This is a genomic window from Sphaerimonospora thailandensis (assembly GCF_016863115.1).
GTDB lineage: Bacteria > Actinomycetota > Actinomycetes > Streptosporangiales > Streptosporangiaceae > Sphaerimonospora > Sphaerimonospora cavernae.
Genome location: NZ_BOOG01000007.1, coordinates 60,398 through 77,892, shown reverse-complemented (window position 1 = coordinate 77,892; position 17,495 = coordinate 60,398). Strand labels below are relative to the sequence as shown.

General features: G+C 70.0%; 18 protein-coding genes and 1 riboswitch. Of the genes, 4 read left to right on the top strand and 14 right to left on the bottom strand.

Annotation, left to right across the window (positions count from 1 at the left end; translation table 11 throughout):
- Positions 1 to 16: 16 nt before the first annotated feature.
- The 5 genes from Mth01_RS02305 to Mth01_RS02285 are packed head-to-tail and all read right to left on the bottom strand — an operon-like array spanning position 17 to position 4,418.
- A complete protein-coding gene (locus tag Mth01_RS02305) occupies positions 17 to 712 on the bottom strand; it encodes a methyltransferase domain-containing protein (protein ID WP_204010414.1) in 696 nt (231 codons plus the stop codon).
- A gap of 49 nt (positions 713 to 761) precedes the next feature.
- Positions 762 to 1,172: a transcription antitermination factor NusB gene (nusB, locus tag Mth01_RS02300; RefSeq protein WP_204010411.1), complete on the bottom strand. Its 411-nt coding sequence runs from the start codon at positions 1,170 to 1,172 to the stop codon at positions 762 to 764.
- Between the two features lies 1 nt (position 1,173).
- Positions 1,174 to 1,734, bottom strand: a complete 561-nt coding sequence (gene efp / locus Mth01_RS02295; protein WP_204010406.1) for an elongation factor P — start codon at positions 1,732 to 1,734, stop codon at positions 1,174 to 1,176.
- Positions 1,735 to 1,757: 23 nt separating this feature from the next.
- Positions 1,758 to 2,852, bottom strand: a complete 1,095-nt coding sequence (locus Mth01_RS02290) for a M24 family metallopeptidase (RefSeq protein ID WP_239089236.1) — start codon at positions 2,850 to 2,852, stop codon at positions 1,758 to 1,760.
- A 42-nt stretch (positions 2,853 to 2,894) separates the two neighbouring features.
- Positions 2,895 to 4,418 (bottom strand): MDR family MFS transporter, encoded by a 1,524-nt coding sequence (locus tag Mth01_RS02285; RefSeq protein WP_204010840.1) that lies wholly within the window; start codon positions 4,416 to 4,418, stop codon positions 2,895 to 2,897.
- 105 nt (positions 4,419 to 4,523) lie between these two features.
- Between Mth01_RS02285 and Mth01_RS02280 the strand changes: the two genes are divergently transcribed.
- A complete protein-coding gene (locus Mth01_RS02280; protein WP_239089226.1) occupies positions 4,524 to 5,087 on the top strand; it encodes a TetR/AcrR family transcriptional regulator in 564 nt (187 codons plus the stop codon).
- Here Mth01_RS02280 and Mth01_RS02275 read toward each other — a convergent pair.
- The 9 genes from Mth01_RS02275 to Mth01_RS02235 all read right to left on the bottom strand — a co-directional run bounded on the left by Mth01_RS02275 (position 5,084) and on the right by Mth01_RS02235 (position 12,937).
- Entirely contained in the window at positions 5,084 to 6,118 is a 1,035-nt protein-coding gene (locus Mth01_RS02275) for an LLM class F420-dependent oxidoreductase (RefSeq protein WP_204010400.1), read from the bottom strand. The genes Mth01_RS02280 and Mth01_RS02275 overlap by 4 nt on opposite strands.
- Before the next feature lie 96 nt (positions 6,119 to 6,214).
- Positions 6,215 to 6,808 carry a nucleotidyltransferase family protein gene (locus Mth01_RS02270; protein ID WP_204010397.1) on the bottom strand — a complete coding sequence of 198 codons (594 nt, stop codon included), beginning with the start codon at positions 6,806 to 6,808 and terminating at the stop codon, positions 6,215 to 6,217.
- 5 nt (positions 6,809 to 6,813) lie between these two features.
- The gene (locus Mth01_RS02265) at positions 6,814 to 7,911 is read right to left on the bottom strand and encodes an XdhC family protein (RefSeq protein WP_204010393.1); all 1,098 of its coding nucleotides are present in this window, start codon (positions 7,909 to 7,911) and stop codon (positions 6,814 to 6,816) included.
- On the bottom strand, positions 7,904 to 9,022 hold the full coding sequence (locus Mth01_RS02260) for a vWA domain-containing protein (RefSeq protein ID WP_204010390.1): 1,119 nt from the start codon (positions 9,020 to 9,022) through the stop codon (positions 7,904 to 7,906). Before Mth01_RS02260 ends, Mth01_RS02265 begins: the two co-directional genes overlap by 8 nt.
- Positions 9,015 to 9,860, bottom strand: coding sequence for an AAA family ATPase (locus Mth01_RS02255; protein ID WP_204010838.1), 846 nt, complete (start codon positions 9,858 to 9,860; stop codon positions 9,015 to 9,017). Before Mth01_RS02255 ends, Mth01_RS02260 begins: the two co-directional genes overlap by 8 nt.
- Positions 9,861 to 9,986: 126 nt before the next feature.
- Entirely contained in the window at positions 9,987 to 10,442 is a 456-nt protein-coding gene (locus Mth01_RS02250) for a PH domain-containing protein (protein WP_239089224.1), read from the bottom strand.
- A 109-nt stretch (positions 10,443 to 10,551) separates the two neighbouring features.
- A complete protein-coding gene (gene ribH, locus Mth01_RS02245) occupies positions 10,552 to 11,022 on the bottom strand; it encodes a 6,7-dimethyl-8-ribityllumazine synthase (RefSeq protein WP_204010388.1) in 471 nt (156 codons plus the stop codon).
- Positions 11,019 to 12,236 (bottom strand): bifunctional 3,4-dihydroxy-2-butanone-4-phosphate synthase/GTP cyclohydrolase II, encoded by a 1,218-nt coding sequence (locus Mth01_RS02240; RefSeq protein WP_204010834.1) that lies wholly within the window; start codon positions 12,234 to 12,236, stop codon positions 11,019 to 11,021. The genes ribH and Mth01_RS02240 overlap by 4 nt, the downstream gene beginning before the upstream one ends.
- 62 nt (positions 12,237 to 12,298) lie before the next feature.
- A complete protein-coding gene (locus Mth01_RS02235; RefSeq protein WP_204010386.1) occupies positions 12,299 to 12,937 on the bottom strand; it encodes a riboflavin synthase in 639 nt (212 codons plus the stop codon).
- A gap of 179 nt (positions 12,938 to 13,116) precedes the next feature.
- Positions 13,117 to 13,263, bottom strand: a riboswitch (FMN riboswitch).
- 344 nt (positions 13,264 to 13,607) lie between these two features.
- Between Mth01_RS02235 and Mth01_RS02230 the strand changes: the two genes are divergently transcribed.
- From Mth01_RS02230 to Mth01_RS02220, 3 genes are all read left to right on the top strand, one after another.
- Positions 13,608 to 14,639: an ABC transporter permease gene (locus tag Mth01_RS02230; RefSeq protein WP_204010384.1), complete on the top strand. Its 1,032-nt coding sequence runs from the start codon at positions 13,608 to 13,610 to the stop codon at positions 14,637 to 14,639.
- 79 nt (positions 14,640 to 14,718) lie between these two features.
- A complete protein-coding gene (locus Mth01_RS02225; RefSeq protein ID WP_204010382.1) occupies positions 14,719 to 16,509 on the top strand; it encodes an ABC transporter substrate-binding protein in 1,791 nt (596 codons plus the stop codon).
- Between the two features lie 3 nt (positions 16,510 to 16,512).
- Positions 16,513 to 17,493 carry an ABC transporter permease gene (locus Mth01_RS02220; RefSeq protein WP_204010380.1) on the top strand — a complete coding sequence of 327 codons (981 nt, stop codon included), beginning with the start codon at positions 16,513 to 16,515 and terminating at the stop codon, positions 17,491 to 17,493.
- The last annotated feature ends 2 nt before the right edge of the window (positions 17,494 to 17,495 follow it).

The window sequence follows — 17,495 nt, the reverse complement described above, 5'->3', positions numbered from 1 at the left end:
ATCTGCCCGGGCGATGTCATCGGTGGGCGATGACATGAAGCTGGGCGGCGATGTCGCGCAGCACCGGGTGGCCGGCCGCCGCCCGCTCCAGCGCGATGAGCCCGTCGGGATCGCTCTCGGCCGTCATGCCCGGCATCAGTTCGGCGAAGATCCGTACACCGTGGACCTCGGTCACCGTGAACCCCGCTGCGGCGAGCAGCCCGGCCAGTGCCTCCCGGGAGAACCGCCTTCCCGACGGCTCGGTCAGCAGCAGCCGTCGAGCCTCGTCGAACTGGCCCGCCAGAGCGCGGTGGACGACCGCGGCCACCGAGTTGGCCGCGAGCACGCTGACCGCGCCGCCCTCACGGAGGATGCCGCCGACGGCGCCGAGCGCCTTCGCCGGATCGTCGACATATTCCAGAACGCTGTGGCACAGCACCAGGTCCGCGCTGCCGTACTCGAGCAGGTCGCCGAGGTCGGCCACGTCGCCCTGCAGTCCCTTGACACCGACGCCGGTCTCGGCGGCGCGGCGTTCCAGCGCGGCCAGCGAGTCGGGCGTCGGATCGACCACGGTCACCACGTGTCCCAGCTTGGCGAGCGGTACGGCGAAGCCGCCCGTGCCGCCCCCGGCGTCGACGATGTCGAGCGAGTCGCGGCCGGTGGCCGCGGACCGCCGGGCGAGTACGGCGCGCAGCGCCTCCCAGACGACGGTCTGCCGTGTGGCGTCACGCACGTGCGGCCTCCTACTTTCACCGGCCGCGCTGCCGGATGCGGCAGCGCTTCTAGAGCGACAGGGACGGCTTGAGCTGCTTGAAACGAGCCAGCAGGCCGTTCACGAACTGCGGCGACTCGTCGGTCGACAACTCCCCCGCCAGATGGACCCACTCGCTGATGACCACGCCCTCGGGGACGTCGTCCGACCAGAGCATCTCGAAGGTCCCCGCACGCAGGATGTTCCGGTCGACCGCCGGCATCCGCTCCAGGGTCCACCCCTCGGAGTAGGTCGAGATCAACTCGTCGACGCGCTCCAGGTGCCGGACCACACCCTCGACGATCTTCGAGGTGTACTCGTTCACCGGCGGATCCGACCGCTCCACCCGCTCGGCCAGCACGCTGAGCGGGCTCTCCCTGCGCGCCTCGGCCTCGAAGAGGACGTCCAGCGCGCGGCGGCGCGCCTTCCCCCGAGCCGACACGTCAGGCCCGACCGAGATATTCGCCGGTACGGGTGTCGACCTTGACCTTCTCGCCGGTCGTGATGAACAGCGGAACCTTGATCTCCGCGCCGGTCTCCAGGGTGGCGGGCTTGGTGCCGCCGGTGGAGCGGTCGCCCTGCAGGCCCGGATCGGTATGCGAGATCGTCAGCTCGGCGGCCGCCGGAAGGTCCACGTACAGCGGGTTGCCCTCGTTGAAGGCGACGGTCGCCGTGGTGTTCTCCAGCATGTAGTTGGCGGCGTCGCCCACCACGGAACGCGCCACGTTGACCATGTCGAAGGTCTCGGTGTCCATGAAGACGAAGTCGTCGCCGTCGAGGTAGGAGTACTGCATCTCGCGCTTGTCGACGTTGGCCACGTCGACCTTGACACCGGCGTTGAAGGTCCGGTCGAGGGTCTTGCCGGTCAGCACGTTCTTGAGCTTGGTGCGGACGAACGCGCCGCCCTTGCCCGGCTTGACGTGCTGGAACTCGACGACGGCCCACAGCTCGCCGCCGTCGAGCTTGAGCACGAGTCCGTTCTTCAGGTCGTTCGTCGTCGCCACGTGGTCTCCCGCATGCGGCTGCCCTACAGGATGAGCAGCTCCTTGGTGGTCAGTGTGAGAAGCTCCGGCCCGTCGTCGCGCGTGACCAGCGTGTCCTCGATGCGCACGCCGCCCCTGCCCGGCAGGTACACCCCCGGCTCAACGGTGATCGGAACTCGATCCTCTAGTCTACCGGTCCTGTCAGGGCCCAGGAACGGCTGTTCGTGGATCTCCAGGCCGACCCCGTGGCCCAGCCCGTGCTCGAAGTGCTCCCCGTGACCCGCCGCCACGATCACCTCGCGCGCCGCCGCGTCCACCTGATGAGCCGTCGCACCGGGTCGTACGGCGAGGCACCCGGCGTGCTGAGCCCGCCGTACGAGCTCGTAGAGGTCGCGCTGCCAGTCGGCCGGCCGGCCGACGGCGACCGTGCGGGTCATGTCGGCGTGGTAGCCCCCGTAGCGGGCGCCGAAGTCCATGGTCACCAGGTCGCCGGAACGGATCGGCCGGTCCGAGGGCGAGTGGTGCGGGATCGAGCCGTTGGGACCGGCCGCCACGATGGAGTCGAACGCCGGCTTGTCCGCGCCGAGTTCCACCATCCGGACCTCCAGCCATCTGGCGATCTCCCGTTCGGTGACACCGGGGGTGATGCGCTCGACGACCTGGGAGAACGCCTCATCCGTGATCGAGCAGGCCCGGCGCAGCGCGTCGATCTCCTGCTCGTCCTTGACCGCGCGCACCGCCTCGACGAGCCCGCTGACCGGGGTCAGCGGGTCACGGCCGAGCCGTTGGACGAGCTGGCCGCCGAGCCATCGAAATCGGGCCACCGTCATGTGGTCGGCCTCGACCGCGATGCCGGCCGCGGCGGCGTCGGCGCGGTTGATCAGCACCCAGGCCACGTCGCGACCGACGACCACCTCCACGTCCGGGCACTGCCGCCGCGCCGTCTCCGCGTACCGGGAGTCGGTGGCGAGCACGGCCAGCCCGCCGGTGCCGACGAGCACCGCGGCGTTCGAGCTGGACAGCCCGGTGAGGTAGCGCACGTTGACGGGGCAGGTGACGAGCATCGCGGCGACACCGTGTTCGGGGAACGCCGCGGCCAACCGGGCCCGGCGCACGGCGTGAAGTGAGGCATATGACACGGCTGGACTCTACTGCGTGGATCTACCGACCGGGATGTGGATCTACTGCGGGGGCTCCGCGGTGGAACGCGCGGAGCGCAGCACCGCCTCGCGCAGGCAGAGCACGGCGACGAGGCCGAGCGCGGCGGCCGGCGCCCCGACCAGGAAGACCGTGCGCGTCGCCGAGGAGAACGCCTGGATCACGACGTCCTGCACCTGGGGAGGCAGGTGGTGGATCGCGTCCGGGGTGCCCAGCGCGAGGCCCGCGGACCGGGCGTCGAGCATCGTGGCCAACTCGTCCCGCACCCGGTTGCTGAGGATCGCGCCGAAGGCCGCCACCCCGACCGCGCCGCCCAGACTGCGGAAGAACGTGACACCGGAGGTGCTGACCGCCATGTCGCGGCGCTCGACCGAGTTCTGCGTGGCGAGGAGCAGCATGTACATGCCCAGCCCGAGCCCCACGCCGACGATCGCGATGTCGACTCCGATCACCACGGAGGATGAGCCGACCTCCAGGCGGGACAGCAGCCACATGCCCACGGTCACCAGCGTCATGCCGACCACCGGAAACGCCTTCCACCGGCCGGTCCTGGTCACGATCCGCCCCGAGGTGATCGACGCGACGAACATGCCGATGACCATGGGCAGTGTCATGAGCCCGGAGTCCGTCGGGCTGAGGCGTTTGACGATCTGCAGATACTGCGGCAGGTAGATCATCACGCCGAACATCGCGATGCCGACGAGCAGCGACGCCAGGCTCGCCAGGACGAACGTCCGGTCGCGGAACAGCCGCGGCGGCAGGATGGGGTCGGCGGCCCTGCGCTCGGCCGGGATCGCCAGGGCGAACAGCACCAGGCTGAGCGTGCCGAGGCCGTACGTCCAGGGGGAACCCCAGTCGAACTCGTGGCCGCCCAGTGACAGCAGCAGCATCAGGGTGGCGGCGCCGCCGGTCAGCGTGGTCGCACCCCACCAGTCGATCTTGGTGTCCCGTCGCACGCGCGGCAGCCGCAGCACCTTCTGGATGACGACGAACGCCACGACCGCGAGCGGGACGCACACGTAGAAGCACCAGCGCCAGCCGAGCCACCCGGTGTCCACGATGAAGCCGCCGAGAAGTGGACCGGCGACCGTGGCGACCCCGAAGACCGCCCCCGTGTAGCCCAGGTAGCGCCCACGCTCACGCGGCTCGACCACGTCGCCGAGGATCACCTGGACGAGCGCGGAAAGGCCGCCGCTCCCGAGACCCTGTGCGGCGCGCGCCGCGATCAGCATGCCGATGCTCTGCGACAGACCGGCCATCATCGACGCCGCCACGAACAGCCCGAGGGCCAGCTGGAACATCAGCTTGCGCCCGAAGATGTCGGACAGCTTGCCCCACAGCGGGGTCGACACCGTCATCGTCAGCAGCGTCGAACTGGCCACCCAGGAGTACTGCTCCTGCCCGCCGAGCTCGCCCACGATCGTCGGCAGTGCCGTACCGACGACGGACGTCGAGATCATCGAGGTCAGCAGGGCCAGCAACAGCCCGGACAGGATCTTGATGACCTCGCGATGCGTGTACGACCTCGGCGCCGCTTCCCGCACCATCTCCTGGGTCACGCGATCTCCTCTCGGCCGGGATCGTCCTCCCTGGACTGGGCCTCGCCCTTAGTAGACGCTTGTTTACCTGCGAACCACGATAACCTACGCAAGGTGACACGAGATCGGGCGGCCACCAGTGAGCGGATCCTCGCGGCCGCGCGCGAGTTGTTCAGCGAGCACGGCTACGACCATGTGACGATCCGGATGATCGCGTCGGCGGCCGAGGCGAACCCGGCGCTCGTCAACCGTTACTTCGGGTCGAAGGCCGACCTGTTCACCAAGGTCCTGATCAGCGGATCCACGCTGGAATCCGAGATCGAGGGCGACCCGGAGGAGCTGCCCGCGCGGCTCGCCGCCCGCGTCGCCCGGCGGCTGAGCACCGGGAGCCGCGACCCGCTGGTACGGGTGATCGACCGGGCCGGAGCGAGCCCGGAGATCCGGGCGGTGCTGCGGGCGCGGGTCGAATCCGCCATGGTCGACGCGTTCCAGGCCCGGCTGAGCGGCCCGGACGTCCGGGAGCGCGCGCTGCTCGCCACGATGGTCATCCTCGGGGCCGGTCCGCTGCGCAGGCTCACCGATCCGCGGACCATCGAGGCCGCCGACCCGGACGTGCTGACCGCACGGCTCGAACGGATCTTCGCCGCCTGTCTCAACGACCCGCCGGCCCGACCCTAGGCGGCGAGTTCTCTGATCTTTTCGATGAGGCGGACGCGGTCGCCGTGGGTGGCGGCGACGGGGGTCACGTTGAGCGTGGTGACGCCCGCCTCGCGCATGGCCGCCAGCCGCTCCCTCACATGGCCCTCCGGACCGATCAGCGACATCCGCTCCAGCAGCTCACCCGGCACCGCGGCCTCGGCCTCCTTCTTCCGGCCCGCGAGATAGAGGTCCTGGATCAGCTCCGCCTCCCGCTCGTAGCCGTACCGGCGGGCCAGGTCGTTGTAGAAGTTCTTGCCGCGCGCGCCCATGCCGCCGATGTAGAGCGCCGCCATCGAGCGGCCGAGCTCGAGGATGCCGGCCACGTCGTCGCCGATCGCCAGCACCGCCTGGGCGATCACGTCCAGCTCGCCCAGCGCGGGATCCCTGCGCGCCCGGCCGGCGGCCAGCGACGGCCCCCACACGTCGGCGGCCCGCTCCGGCATGAAGAAGATCGGCTCCCAGCCTTCGGCGATCTCGGCGGCGAGCTCCACGTTCTTCGGCCCGATCGCCGCGATCACGATGGGAATCCGCTCCCGCACCGGATGGTTGATCAGCTTGAGCGGCTTGCCCAGGCCGGTGCCGCCTTCCAGCGGCATCGTGTAGTGCCTGCCGGCGTGCTCCAGCCGTTCCCGCCGCCACACCTTGCGGCAGATCTCCACGATCTCGCGGGTACGGCCCAGCGGCGCCGTGTACGGCACGCCGTGGAAGCCCTCGATCACCTGGGGGCCGGACGCGCCGATGCCGAGCGTGAAACGCCCGTCGGAGACGTAGTCCAGGCCGGCCGCCGTCATGGCCAGCAGCGTGGGCGTGCGCGAGTAGATCGGCAGGATGCCCGAGGCGATCTGGAGGCGCTCGGTCTTCGCGGCGATGTACCCCATCTGGCTGACCGCGTCGAAGCTGTAGGCCTCGGGCACGAACACGATGTCCAGACCGGCCTTCTCGTAGTCGGACAGCTCGGCGACGGTCTCCTTGAAGCCCCCCGCGTAGTTGAGGGCCATCCCGATCCGCATCCGCTTCGTCCTTCCGTACGCCCACCCGAACCGAACGTTGTTCCGTTTCGGTGACAAGGCTAACCCGAAATCGTGCGGTCCGCCGGAACGCCCCCGTCATCCGGCCTCTCGCGGTCGCACCGCCTGACGACGCACCGCGGCCAGATCCTCCGGGGTGTCGACGTCGGCCGGGTCGCCCACGTCGTCGCACGGCACCGGGGTCACCAGCTCGGGGTGGGCCCGCAGGAACGGCCGCGCCCCCACGTCGCCCTCGGCGAGCGCGCACACGTCCGTGAAGTGTCCGCGCGCGATCAGCACGGGGTTGCGCGGCGCCCCGCCGTACGTGGCGACCGCGACCGTGGCGCCGGCGTGGAACGCCTCGATCAGCCGCGCCACGGCGGCCGGCCGGACCAGCGGCTGGTCCACGAGGGCGATCACCGCGGCGACGGCCGCGGCGGGCAGCGAGCCCAGGCCGACGCGCAGGGACGAGCCCATGCCACTCGCCCAGTCCGGGTTGCACACGGCCACCGTCCCGCTGATCCGGATCTCGGCGGCGCCCAGCACGACGACCACGGGGTGGCAGCCGCCCTCGGACAGCAGTCGCACGCCGCGTTCGGCCAGCCGCTCGCCGGCGAACTCCACCAGGGCCTTCGGCGTCCCGAGCCGGCTGCCGCCGCCGGCCGCCAGCAGCACACCGGCGATCTCCCCCATCACCCTCACCCGTCGCCGTGGATGCGGCCGGTCGTCTCACTGAGGGAATGACCGGAGCCGCCCCACCGGAGCTTGATCAGCTCGGCGGCGATCGAGACGGCGGTCTCCTCCGGGGTGCGGGCCCCCAGGTCGAGCCCGATCGGCGAGCGCAGCCGCGCCAGCTCGGCCTCCGACAGACCCGCCTCGCGCAGCCGGGCGAGCCGGTCGTCGTGGGTCCGCCGCGAGCCCATCGCGCCGATGTACGCCGCCGGGGTCCGCAGGGCGACCTCGAGCAGCGGGACGTCGAACTTGGGGTCGTGGGTGAGCACGCAGACGACGGTCCGCTCGTCGACCTCGACGGAGGACAGGTAGTCGTGCGGCCACCGGACCACCACCTCGTCCGCCTCGGGAAAGCGCTTGGCCGTCGCGAACACCGGGCGGGCGTCGCAGACGACGACGTGATAGCCGAGGAACTTGCCGACGCGGGCCACGGCCGCGGCGAAGTCGATCGCGCCGAAGACGAGCATCCGCGGCGACGGCGCGAACGAGTGGACGAACACCTGCAGGTCGTCCAGCCGCCGCTCGCCCTCGGCGCCGTAGCGCCGGACGCCGGTCAGCCCCTGGGCGAGCATGCCGCGCACGTCGTCGTCCACCGCGTCGTCCAGCCGGGCCGAGCCGAGCGATCCGGAGGCGTGGTCGGGCCACACCACGCGCCTGGCCCCGACGGTGCCGGGCCCGGCCACGATCGTGGCCACGGCGACCGGGCGGCGCGCCTCGATCGACGCGGCCACCTCCCCCAGCTCGGGAAACGTCTCCTCGCACACGGCCTCGACGAACACGTCGATGATGCCGCCGCAGGTCAGCCCGACGGCGAAGGCGTCGTCGTCGCTCACGCCGTACCGCTGGAGCACCGGCGGCCCGCCGGCCACGACCTCCCGCGCGAGCTCGTAGACCGCGCCCTCGACGCAGCCGCCCGACACGCTGCCGACGGCCTCGGCGCCGAGCACCGCCATCGACGCGCCGGGCGGGCGCGGCGCGCTGCGGAACGTGCCGACCACGGTGGCCAGCCCGAACCGCTCCCCCGACTCCCACCATCCGAGGATCTGGGGCAGCACATCACGCATCGGCTCGGGCACCTCCCAGTAGCGCGGCCAACTGCTCGAACGCGGCCAGGCTGTGCCCGGCCACGAAGTCCGTGACGTACGGCAACGCGGCGCGCATCCCGGCGGTCAGCGGCCGGTACGCCGGGTCGCCCTTGTGCGGATTGACCCAGATCACCCGGTGGGCGACGCGGGACAGGCGGGCCATCTGGGCGCCCAGCAGGTCGGCCGAGCCCCGCTCCCAGCCGTCCGAGGCGATCACGACGGTCGCGCCGCGCGGGTCGGGCAGCCGCAGCAGCGCCTTGAGCTCCTCACCGAGCCGGGTCCCGCCGCTCCAGTCGGGGATCGCCGCCGAGCACGCCCGCATCGCCGTGTCCGGATCCCGGTGGCGCAGCTCGGCGGTGATCCTGGTGAGCCGGGTGCCCGCGCTGAACACCTCGGTCGCCCTCGGCTCGGTGCGGACCAGCGCGTGGGCGAAGCGCAGCAGCGTGTCGGCGTAGGGCGTCATCGAGCCGCTGACGTCCACGACCATCACCACCCGGCGCGGCCGGTCCCGGTGGGCGCGCAGCCGCAGCCGGGCCGGATCGCCGCCCCGCCGCACCGCCTCCCGCACCGTGCGACGGCCGTCCAGGACACCCCGGTGCGACGGCCGGAACCGCCGGGAGGAGCGCCGTTCCCGCTCGCCGCGCAGCAGCGCCAGCAGCCGGTGGACCTCACGCCGCTCCGCCTCGGTCAGGTGCGCCACATCTCGGTGGCGCAGCACCTCCGCCTCGCTCGCGGTCGCGGGCAGCGCGGTCGTCTCGCCGCCGGTCTCCGGTTCGCCCGAGCCGTACGGCGAGGCGATCGCGCGGATGATGGTCACGGTCATGCCGGCCCTGCCGGGGTGCGGCCGCCGCCCGCCGAAGTAGGCGGCGAAGCAGCGGTCGTACCGGGGCACGTCGTCGGGGCTCGCGCACATCGTGAGGCGGCCCGCCCAGTAGACGTCCCGCTCGCTGCCGGCGTCCAGCCGGGCCAGCGCTTCGAGGAAGCTCTGCTCGCGGTGGTGGTCGGCGGGCACCCCGGCGGCCCGGAGCGTGCGGGCGAACCCCGCCATGACCTCCGCCATCGCCCGTGCCGTCGACCCCGCGTCAGGCATGGCGCCCGTTCCATTCGGCCCGGACGGCCTCCTGGTCCTCCCGGTATTTGAGCAGCGCGCCCAGGGAGGCGGCGGCCAGGCCCGGGTCGAGGCGGGTCGCGCCCAGCGTGAGCAGGGCGGCGGCCCAGTCGAGCGTCTCGGCGATCCCCGGCGGCTTGACCAGGTCGGCCCGGCGCATGCGGGCCGCCGCCTCGGCGACGTCGGCGGCCAGGCGCTCGGTGCAGCCGGGCAGCCGCCTGAGCAGGATCGCCACCTCGCGGTCGAATCCGGGATGCTCCAGCCAGTGGTAGAGGCAGCGCCGCTTGAGCGCGTCGTGGACCTCACGCGTCCGGTTGGAGGTCACCACGACGACCGGAGGGGTCTGTGCCCGGATCGTGCCGAGCTCCGGGATCGAGATGGTGAAGTCGGACAGGACCTCCAGCAGGAACGCCTCGAACTCGTCGTCGGCCCGGTCGATCTCGTCCACCAGCAGCACGCTCGGCTGGGTCTCCAGGGCCCGCAGCAGTGGCCGGGCGACCAGGAACCGGCGGTCGTAGATCTCGCCCTCGAGCGCGGCGGCGTCGGTCACCCCCGCGACCTCCGCCGCCTTCAGATGCAGGAGCTGGCGGGCGAAGTCCCAGTCGTAGAGGGCCTGGGCCGCGTCCAGCCCCTCGTAGCACTGCAACCGGATCAGCGGCGCGTCGAGGACCGCCGACAGGGTCTTGGCCAGCTCGGTCTTGCCGACGCCCGCCTCTCCCTCCAGGAACAGCGGGCGGCCCATCCGCAGCGCGAGGTACGCCGCCGTCGACAGACCCTCGTCCGCCAGGTAGTCGTGCCCGTCGAGAAGGTCTGCCAGCATGGCCGGCGACTGGATGTCAGATGCCTTGATTGTCCGCCGCAGCACACGCACAGGCTACGTCGCCGCTGATCCGCTGGGAATCGGCCGAATCCGCCAAAGAATCCGGCCGATTCGGCTGTTTCGCCGTCAAACGCGGTCGGGGGCCTCGCCGCGATCGCGGATGAGGGCGCCCAACTCGGCGACCGCCCGGCGCGAGCGCTCCCGCTCGGTGCTCTGGATGCCCATCGCGCCGATGGTGAGGCCGTTCGCGAAGTCGATCTTGGGCCAGGGGTCGCCCTCGTTCATCGTGACGTCCAGGACCTCGGGCCACTCGTACCGGTGCACCCGAAGCGCGTTCACGATCGTGATGCCTTGCTCGTCGGCCTCCACCCGCAGCCGTCCGAGGAGATGCAGCGCGCCGGCCACCAGCAGGCCGAACACCACCATGCCGATCCTGTCGGGCAGATGGAACATGCCCGACGGCAGGGTGATCGCCAGGACGACCGAGCCGACGACCATCACGACCGCCATGCCGTACGCGATGATCGTGGCGCGCCGGGGGCGCCACGTCACCGGCAGCGGCGGTGGGACCTGCTCACCCACAGCGGCTCACTCCACAGATCGTCACGCCGACCGCCGAACGGTTGAACCACGAACTGGGGCTCCCCGGCTTCCATATGACCAATTTGACGCGACCCTCCCTCAGACGCGCTCAGATCGTCAGGCTGCGCAGGACGAGGGCCGTCTCCAGCGCCGCGATGGTGGCCTCGTATCCCTTGTCCTCTTTGCTACCGGGCCCGCCGGACCGCTCGACCGCCTGATCAAGGGTGTCACATGTGAGCACCCCGTTCCCCACCGGGGTGGACTCGTCCAGGGACACCCTGGTCAGGCCCGCCGTCACCGAGTCGCACACGTAGTCGAAGTGCGCGGTGTCCCCGCGGATCACCGCGCCGAGCGCGACCACCGCGTCGTAGCGCCGGGCCATGGCCTGGACCACGACCGGAATCTCCAGCGAGCCCGCCACCCGGACGGTGACCGCGACCGCGCCGCTGTCCTTCGCCGCCTGTTCGGCCCTGGCCGTCAGCCTGTCGGTGATCTCCTCGTGCCAGCGGGCCGCGACGATGCCGACGGTCAGGCCGCCCGCCTCCACCGCCGCCGCCGCCGGGCGCCCCGTTCCGCTCATGCGATGCCCCCCTCGGGAATGTGATGGCCGAGCCGCTCGCGCTTGGCCGACAGATAGGTCTCGTTGTACGGGTTCATCGCGACCGGCATCGGCTCGCGGCCGAGGACCTTGACGCCGTAGCCGTCCATGCCGCGCACCTTGGCCGGGTTGTTGGTCAGCAGCCGCACCGACTTCACCCCGAGGTCGGCGAGCATCTGCCCGGCGTTGGAGAACTCCCGCGCGTCCACCGGCAGCCCCAGCTCCACGTTGGCGTCGACGGTGTCGCTGCCGTTGTCCTGCAGGCCGTACGCCCTGAGCTTGGCCAGCAGGCCGATGCCGCGGCCCTCGTGGCCGCGCAGGTAGACGACGACGCCCCGGCCCTCTTCGGCGATCATGCGCATGGCGTTGTCGAGCTGCACCCCGCAGTCGCAGCGCAGCGAGCCGAGCACGTCACCGGTGAGGCACTCCGAGTGCGCCCGCACCAGCACGTTCTCGCCACCGTCGAGATCGCCGTACACCAGGGCCACGTGCTCGCCGCCGTCGAGTGCGCTGGCGAAGCCGTACGCGCGCCACATGCCGTACCGGTTGGGGATGCGGGTCTCGGCGACCCGCGTGACCATCCGCTCAGAGCGCTTGCGGTGCTCGACGAGCTGCTCGATCGAGACGAGCGCGAGATCGTGCTCGTCGGCGAACTCGCGCAGCCTCGGCAGCCGGGCCATCGTGCCGTCGTCGTTCACGATCTCGGCGAGGGCGCCGGCGCCCGACAGCCCGGCCAGCCTGGCGAGGTCCACGGCGGCCTCGGTGTGGCCCCGCCGTACGAGAACGCCGCCCTCCCGGTAGCGCAGCGGGAAGATGTGGCCGGGCCGCACCAGCTCGTACGGCTCGGTCGCCGAGTCGCACAGCGTACGGATCGTCCTGGCCCGGTCGGCCGCCGAGATGCCGGTGGTCACCCCGTCCCTGGCGTCCACGCTGATCGTGTACGCCGTTCTGAGCCGTTCGCGGTTGTCGTGCACCATCAGCGGCAGCCCGAGCCGGTCGAGCGTGGCGCCCTCCATGCCCACGCAGATCACGCCGCTGGTGTGCCGGATCATGAACGCGAGCAGCTCCGGCGTGGCCTTGGCCGCGGCGAAGATGAGATCGCCCTCGTTCTCACGGTTCTCGTCGTCGACGACCACGGCGGGCCTGCCGTCGCGGATGTCGGCGATCGCCCGCTCGATCGGATCCAGCTTGATCATCGGGTCCCGCTCGTTCATCGGATCCAGCCTGTCCTCGGTCACGCCGCCACCGCCTCCGCCGGTCATGCCCGCATCCCGGCGGTCAGCTTCTCGACATACTTGGCGATCACGTCGACCTCGAGGTTCACCGGCTCGCCCGGCTGCTTGCCGCCGAGGGTGGTGAGCTCGAGTGTGGTGGGGATCAGGCTGACCGAGAACCAGTCCGCCGCCGCCTCGACCACGGTGAGGCTGACGCCGTCCACCGCGACCGACCCCTTCTCCACCACGTAGCGGGCGAGATCGGCAGGCAGTGAGATCCGTACGATCTCCCAGTTCGCGGCCGGTTCTCGGGACAGGATCACCCCCGTGCCGTCCACGTGGCCCTGCACGATGTGCCCGCCCAGGCGCTGGTCCACCCGTACGGCACGCTCCAGGTTCACCCGTGAGCCGGGCCGCAGCACGCCGAGGCAGGAGCGGTCGAGCGTCTCCTTCATCACGTCGGCGGTGAACGCGGCCCCCTCGACGGAGGTCACCGTCAGGCACACCCCGTTGACGGCGATCGAGTCGCCGAGACGTGCGTCCCCGGTGACGAGCTCGCCGCGCACGGTGAGCCGCGCCGAGTCCCCGTCCCCGCCGTCTCTCGGTCCGGGGCTCGCGCCCCCGCCGTCTCCGGGCTCGACGGCGACGACCTCGCCGAGCTCCTCGACGATTCCGGTGAACATCTCAACTCTCCTTCGGGGGAAGCCCGGCGTGGGTGAAGGAGAGAAGGAGAGATCCCAAGAGAGGCCGATCGCTCTTCCCTCCCGCCTGCGCCGGACGCGTCGTCACGGCGGGCCCCGGGGAAGATGCGGCTTCGCATCACGTCAACGGACGGCTGCGCCTCCTCGGCGCGGTCGCCCGCTCGCGCGCTTCCTCCCATCCGGACTTTCACCGTCGGTCCCGGAATCTCACCAGGTCCACCGGCCGATGGCTTCGGCCGGGTCGCGGACTTCACCCCTCGCGGGGCGTCACCGCCGGTTCGGAATTACACCGACCCCGGAGCACGCTCGCTCTGTCGCCAACCAGTGTGCCATGCCTGCCCCCGTGACCGTTATGGAGGGATTGCTCTGTCGCCTCCACCCCAGCCCCGCTCGGGTCCTGTCAGGATCTGGTACTGGTTGTGTCACAGAATTGTGACACAAGAGCATTTGTGTAATATCGAGCTTCTCTCATCACATCTGCGCAGGTCAACCGAGTTACCGGACACGAGGTGATTTATTTTGAACAACGAAGCAAACAAGAACTCCCACGCCCTGTGGAAATCATTGACCCACGGAAAATAAGTTGCGAAGGTTCCCCTAGAGTCGGACCGCATCCGACTCGCTGACGGTCCACCCCGGGAGCACCGCACCCATGACGTTCCCTTCTCCGGCCCCCTCTCCGGCGGGCACCGACGCCACCGCGGACACCGCAGGTTCCGCCGAGCCGGCGCAGCCCGCCTCCGCCTTCGTCGGCCGCTCACCCGGGCAGCTGATGTGGCGGCGGTTCCGGCGCGACAGAACGGGAGTCGCATCCGCGGTCATCGTCCTGTTCTTCATCCTGGTCGCCGTCGCCGCGCCGCTCATCTCCCTGCTGTACGGCAAGGACCCCTACACGACCTACGGCCTGGACGACCCCGGCCTGCTCAACGAGTACGGGTATCCCCTCCTGCCCAACGGCGGCATCAGCTCGGAGTTCTGGTTCGGGATCGAGCCCAGCCTCGGCCGCGACGTCTTCACGCAGCTGGTGTACGGCATCCGCACCTCGCTGCTGATCGCGCTGGCGGCGACGCTGACCACCACGATCCTCGGCGTCGTGGTCGGCATCGTGGCGGGTTACACCGGCGGACGGACCGACAATCTCATCGGCCGCGTGATCGACATCATGCTGTCCTTCCCGAGCACGCTGTTCATCATCGCGTTCATGCCGGTGGTCTGGAACCTGCTCGTCTCGCCCGGCGAGGAGATGTCGGCCCTGATGAGCGCCACCACTTTGATCATCATGCTGACCGTCTTCGGTTGGGCGAGCCTGGCCCGCCTCCTGCGCGGCTACGTGCTGTCGTTGCGGGAGCGCGAGTTCGTGGAGGCGGCCAGGGTCACCGGGGCCTCGCCCACCCGGATCATCTTCAAGGAGCTGCTGCCCAACCTGTGGACGCCGATCCTGGTCCAGGCGACGCTCGCACTGCCCCTGTACGTCACGAGCGAGGCCGCGCTGTCGTTCCTCGGGGTCGGCATGATGGAGCCCACGCCCGACTGGGGCCGGATGTTCCTGCGCGGCACCGAGGTGTACCAGGACGACATCACCTACCTCATGTTCCCCGGCGTCGCGCTGCTGATCTTCGTGATCGCCTTCAACCTGCTCGGCGACTCGGTGCGTGACGCCTTCGACCCGAAGATCAAACACTGAGTCGCCCTACCTGACCATGTCTTTTCATCCCCCGTCGGACCTTCACCCCCCTGTCGTCCCCCCTAGCTCAGGAGTGGAAATGTCAACACGACGACGGCCGGCACTGGCCGTTCTCGCCATAGGAACCCTCGCGCTCACCGCCGCGTGCGCGAAGGGCAACGCCGGAGGATCGGCGGACGCCGGCAGCAGCAGCGCGCCCCGCCCGTCCGAGACGAACCTCACCGAGTTGTTCGCCCCGCCGAAGATCGAGGTCGGCACCGCCGACGACTCCAAGGGACCCGCCATCGAGCCGGAGGGCGTCGTCAAGGGCAGCACGGTCAACATGATCGACCGCGACGACTACCCCCACCTGGACCCGGGCCGGGTCTACGACAACGTGACCGCCAACTTCCACCTGCTGATCACCCGCGGCCTCACCGGCTACAAGAAGGTCGGGGACAACCACTACAAGGTCGTCGGCGACCTCGCCACCGACGCGGGACAGGTGTCCGACGGCGGCAAGACCTGGACCTTCACCCTCAAGGACGGGGTGAAATGGCAGGACGGCTCCCCCATCACCTCGGCGGACGTCAAGTGGAGCATGGAACGGCTCTTCGCGCCGTTCATCACCGAGGGCCCGCCCTACATCCAGCAGTGGCTGACCGAAGAGGACTACAAGAAGTCCTACAAGGGTCCGTACGACGGCAAGGAACTCGGCAACATCGAGACGCCGGACGACAAGACGGTGGTCTTCAAGTTCAACGAGCCGCACGCCGACGCGAACTACGCGCTGGCGATGACCGGCTACGGCATCGTGCCCAAGGCGAAGGACACCAAGGAGAAGTACGACAAGACCCCGGTGTCCAGCGGGCCGTACATCATCGCGGCCCACTCCCTCGACAAGTCCATGGACCTGGAGCGCAACCCCAACTGGGACCCGGCCACCGACCCCATCCGCGGCGCCTACCCGGACAAGTGGCACCTGGAGTTCGGCTACCAGGCGCTGGCGGTGACCGACCGGTTCGTCGCGGACACCGGTGACGACCAGAAGACGTTCAGCTTCTACACCCATGTCGCGGCAGAGCGGACCCAGCAGGTGCTGCAGGACAAGAGCCTGCAGGACCGGATCATGCGCCGGCCCTCGCCGTACGGCGACTACTACTACTTCAACCTCGACCGGGTGAAGGATGTCAAGATCCGCCAGGCGATCGCCTACGCCTGGCCGACGAAGCAGATCCAGACGATCACCGGCGGCCCGGACACCTCGGTCATCAACACCACGATCCTCAACCCCAGCGTGTCCGGCTGGGAGGACTACGACGTCTTCGGCTTCAAGCAGCACCCCGAGGGTGACCTGGACAAGGCCAAGGAACTGCTCGCGCAGTCCGGCGACCCCACCCCCACGATCGTGTACGGCTACAACAACACGCCGACCGAGCAGCGCGTCACGGTCGCCATCAAGAACCAGATGGCCAAGATCGGAATCAAGATCGTGGCCAAGCCGATGGACACCAAGACCTGGTACGACGCGACCGGCAAGGTGGAGAACGGCCTCGACATGTACTGGGGCGGCTGGGGCGCCGACTGGCCGACCGCGGCCACCGTTTTCCCGGTCATCTTCGGGCCCGTCCGGGACGGCGGTTACAATCAGTCGCACCTGAAGGACCCCGAGGTCACGGCGGAGATCAAGCGAATCGAGGGCCTCGCCGACGTCGACGAGGCGAACAAGGCCTGGGCGGCACTGGACAAGAAGATCATGGAGACGATCACTCCGCTGGTTCCGGGACTGAACAACGTCGGCCTGCAACTGCGCGGCTCCAAGGTCGGCGGCGCTGAGATCGACCCCATCAGCTGGGTCGTCTCCCCCAACACCATCTTCGTGAAGCCCTGATCGATGCTGCGGTTCCTGACCCGGAGGACGGTCGCGGCGGCGGTAACCCTGGTGATCATCGCCGCCGTGACGTTCTTCCTCTTCTTCGCCATGCCGAGTGATCCGGCCCGCCTCGCCTGCGGAAAGGTCTGCCCGCCCGAGACGCTGGCGCAGGCCCGGCACAACCTCGGCCTGGACCAGCCGATCTTCGTGCAGTTCCTCGAGTGGCTGGCCGGAGTCTTCGTAGGGCGCGACTACGAGGGTCTCGGGCACTGCTCGGCGCCCTGCCTCGGCTACTCGTTCGTGAACCGCGCGCCGGTGTTCAACACGATCATCGACCGGCTGCCGGTCACGATCTCACTGACCATCGGCTCCTCGGTGATCTATCTGATCTTCGGGGTGGGCACGGGAGTCATCGCCGCACTCAACCAGGGCAAGGCACTGGACAAGATCGCCAGCGTGGCCTCGCTCATCGGGTCGTCGATGCAGATCTACTTCGTGGGCACCCTCGCCATGTACTTCCTGGTCTTCCAGTGGCAGCTGATCGAGCGGCCACGGTACGTGCCCTTCACCGAGAACCCCCTCGAGTGGGCGTACGGCCTGCTGCTGCCCTGGCTCGTACTGGCCATGATCTCCACGGCCAACTACACCAGGATGACCCGCTCGACGATGGTGGAGCAACTCTCGGAGGACTATGTCCGTACGGCCCGGGCCAAGGGCATGTCCGGACGCACGGTGATCACACGGTTCGCGCTGCGCGGCACGCTGAGCCCGATCGCCACGATCTTCGGCGTCGACCTCGCCGTGCTCATCGGCGGAGCCATCATCACGGAGACCACGTTCAGCCTCCAGGGCGTCGGCCGCCTCTCGATCCAGTCCGTGGTCAACTCCGACCTGCCCATGCTCATGGCGACCGTGCTGCTGGCCGCCGCCGCGATCGTCGTCTTCAACATCATCGTGGACGCGCTCTACGCGGTCATCGACCCGCGCGTCCGCCTGAGCTAGGA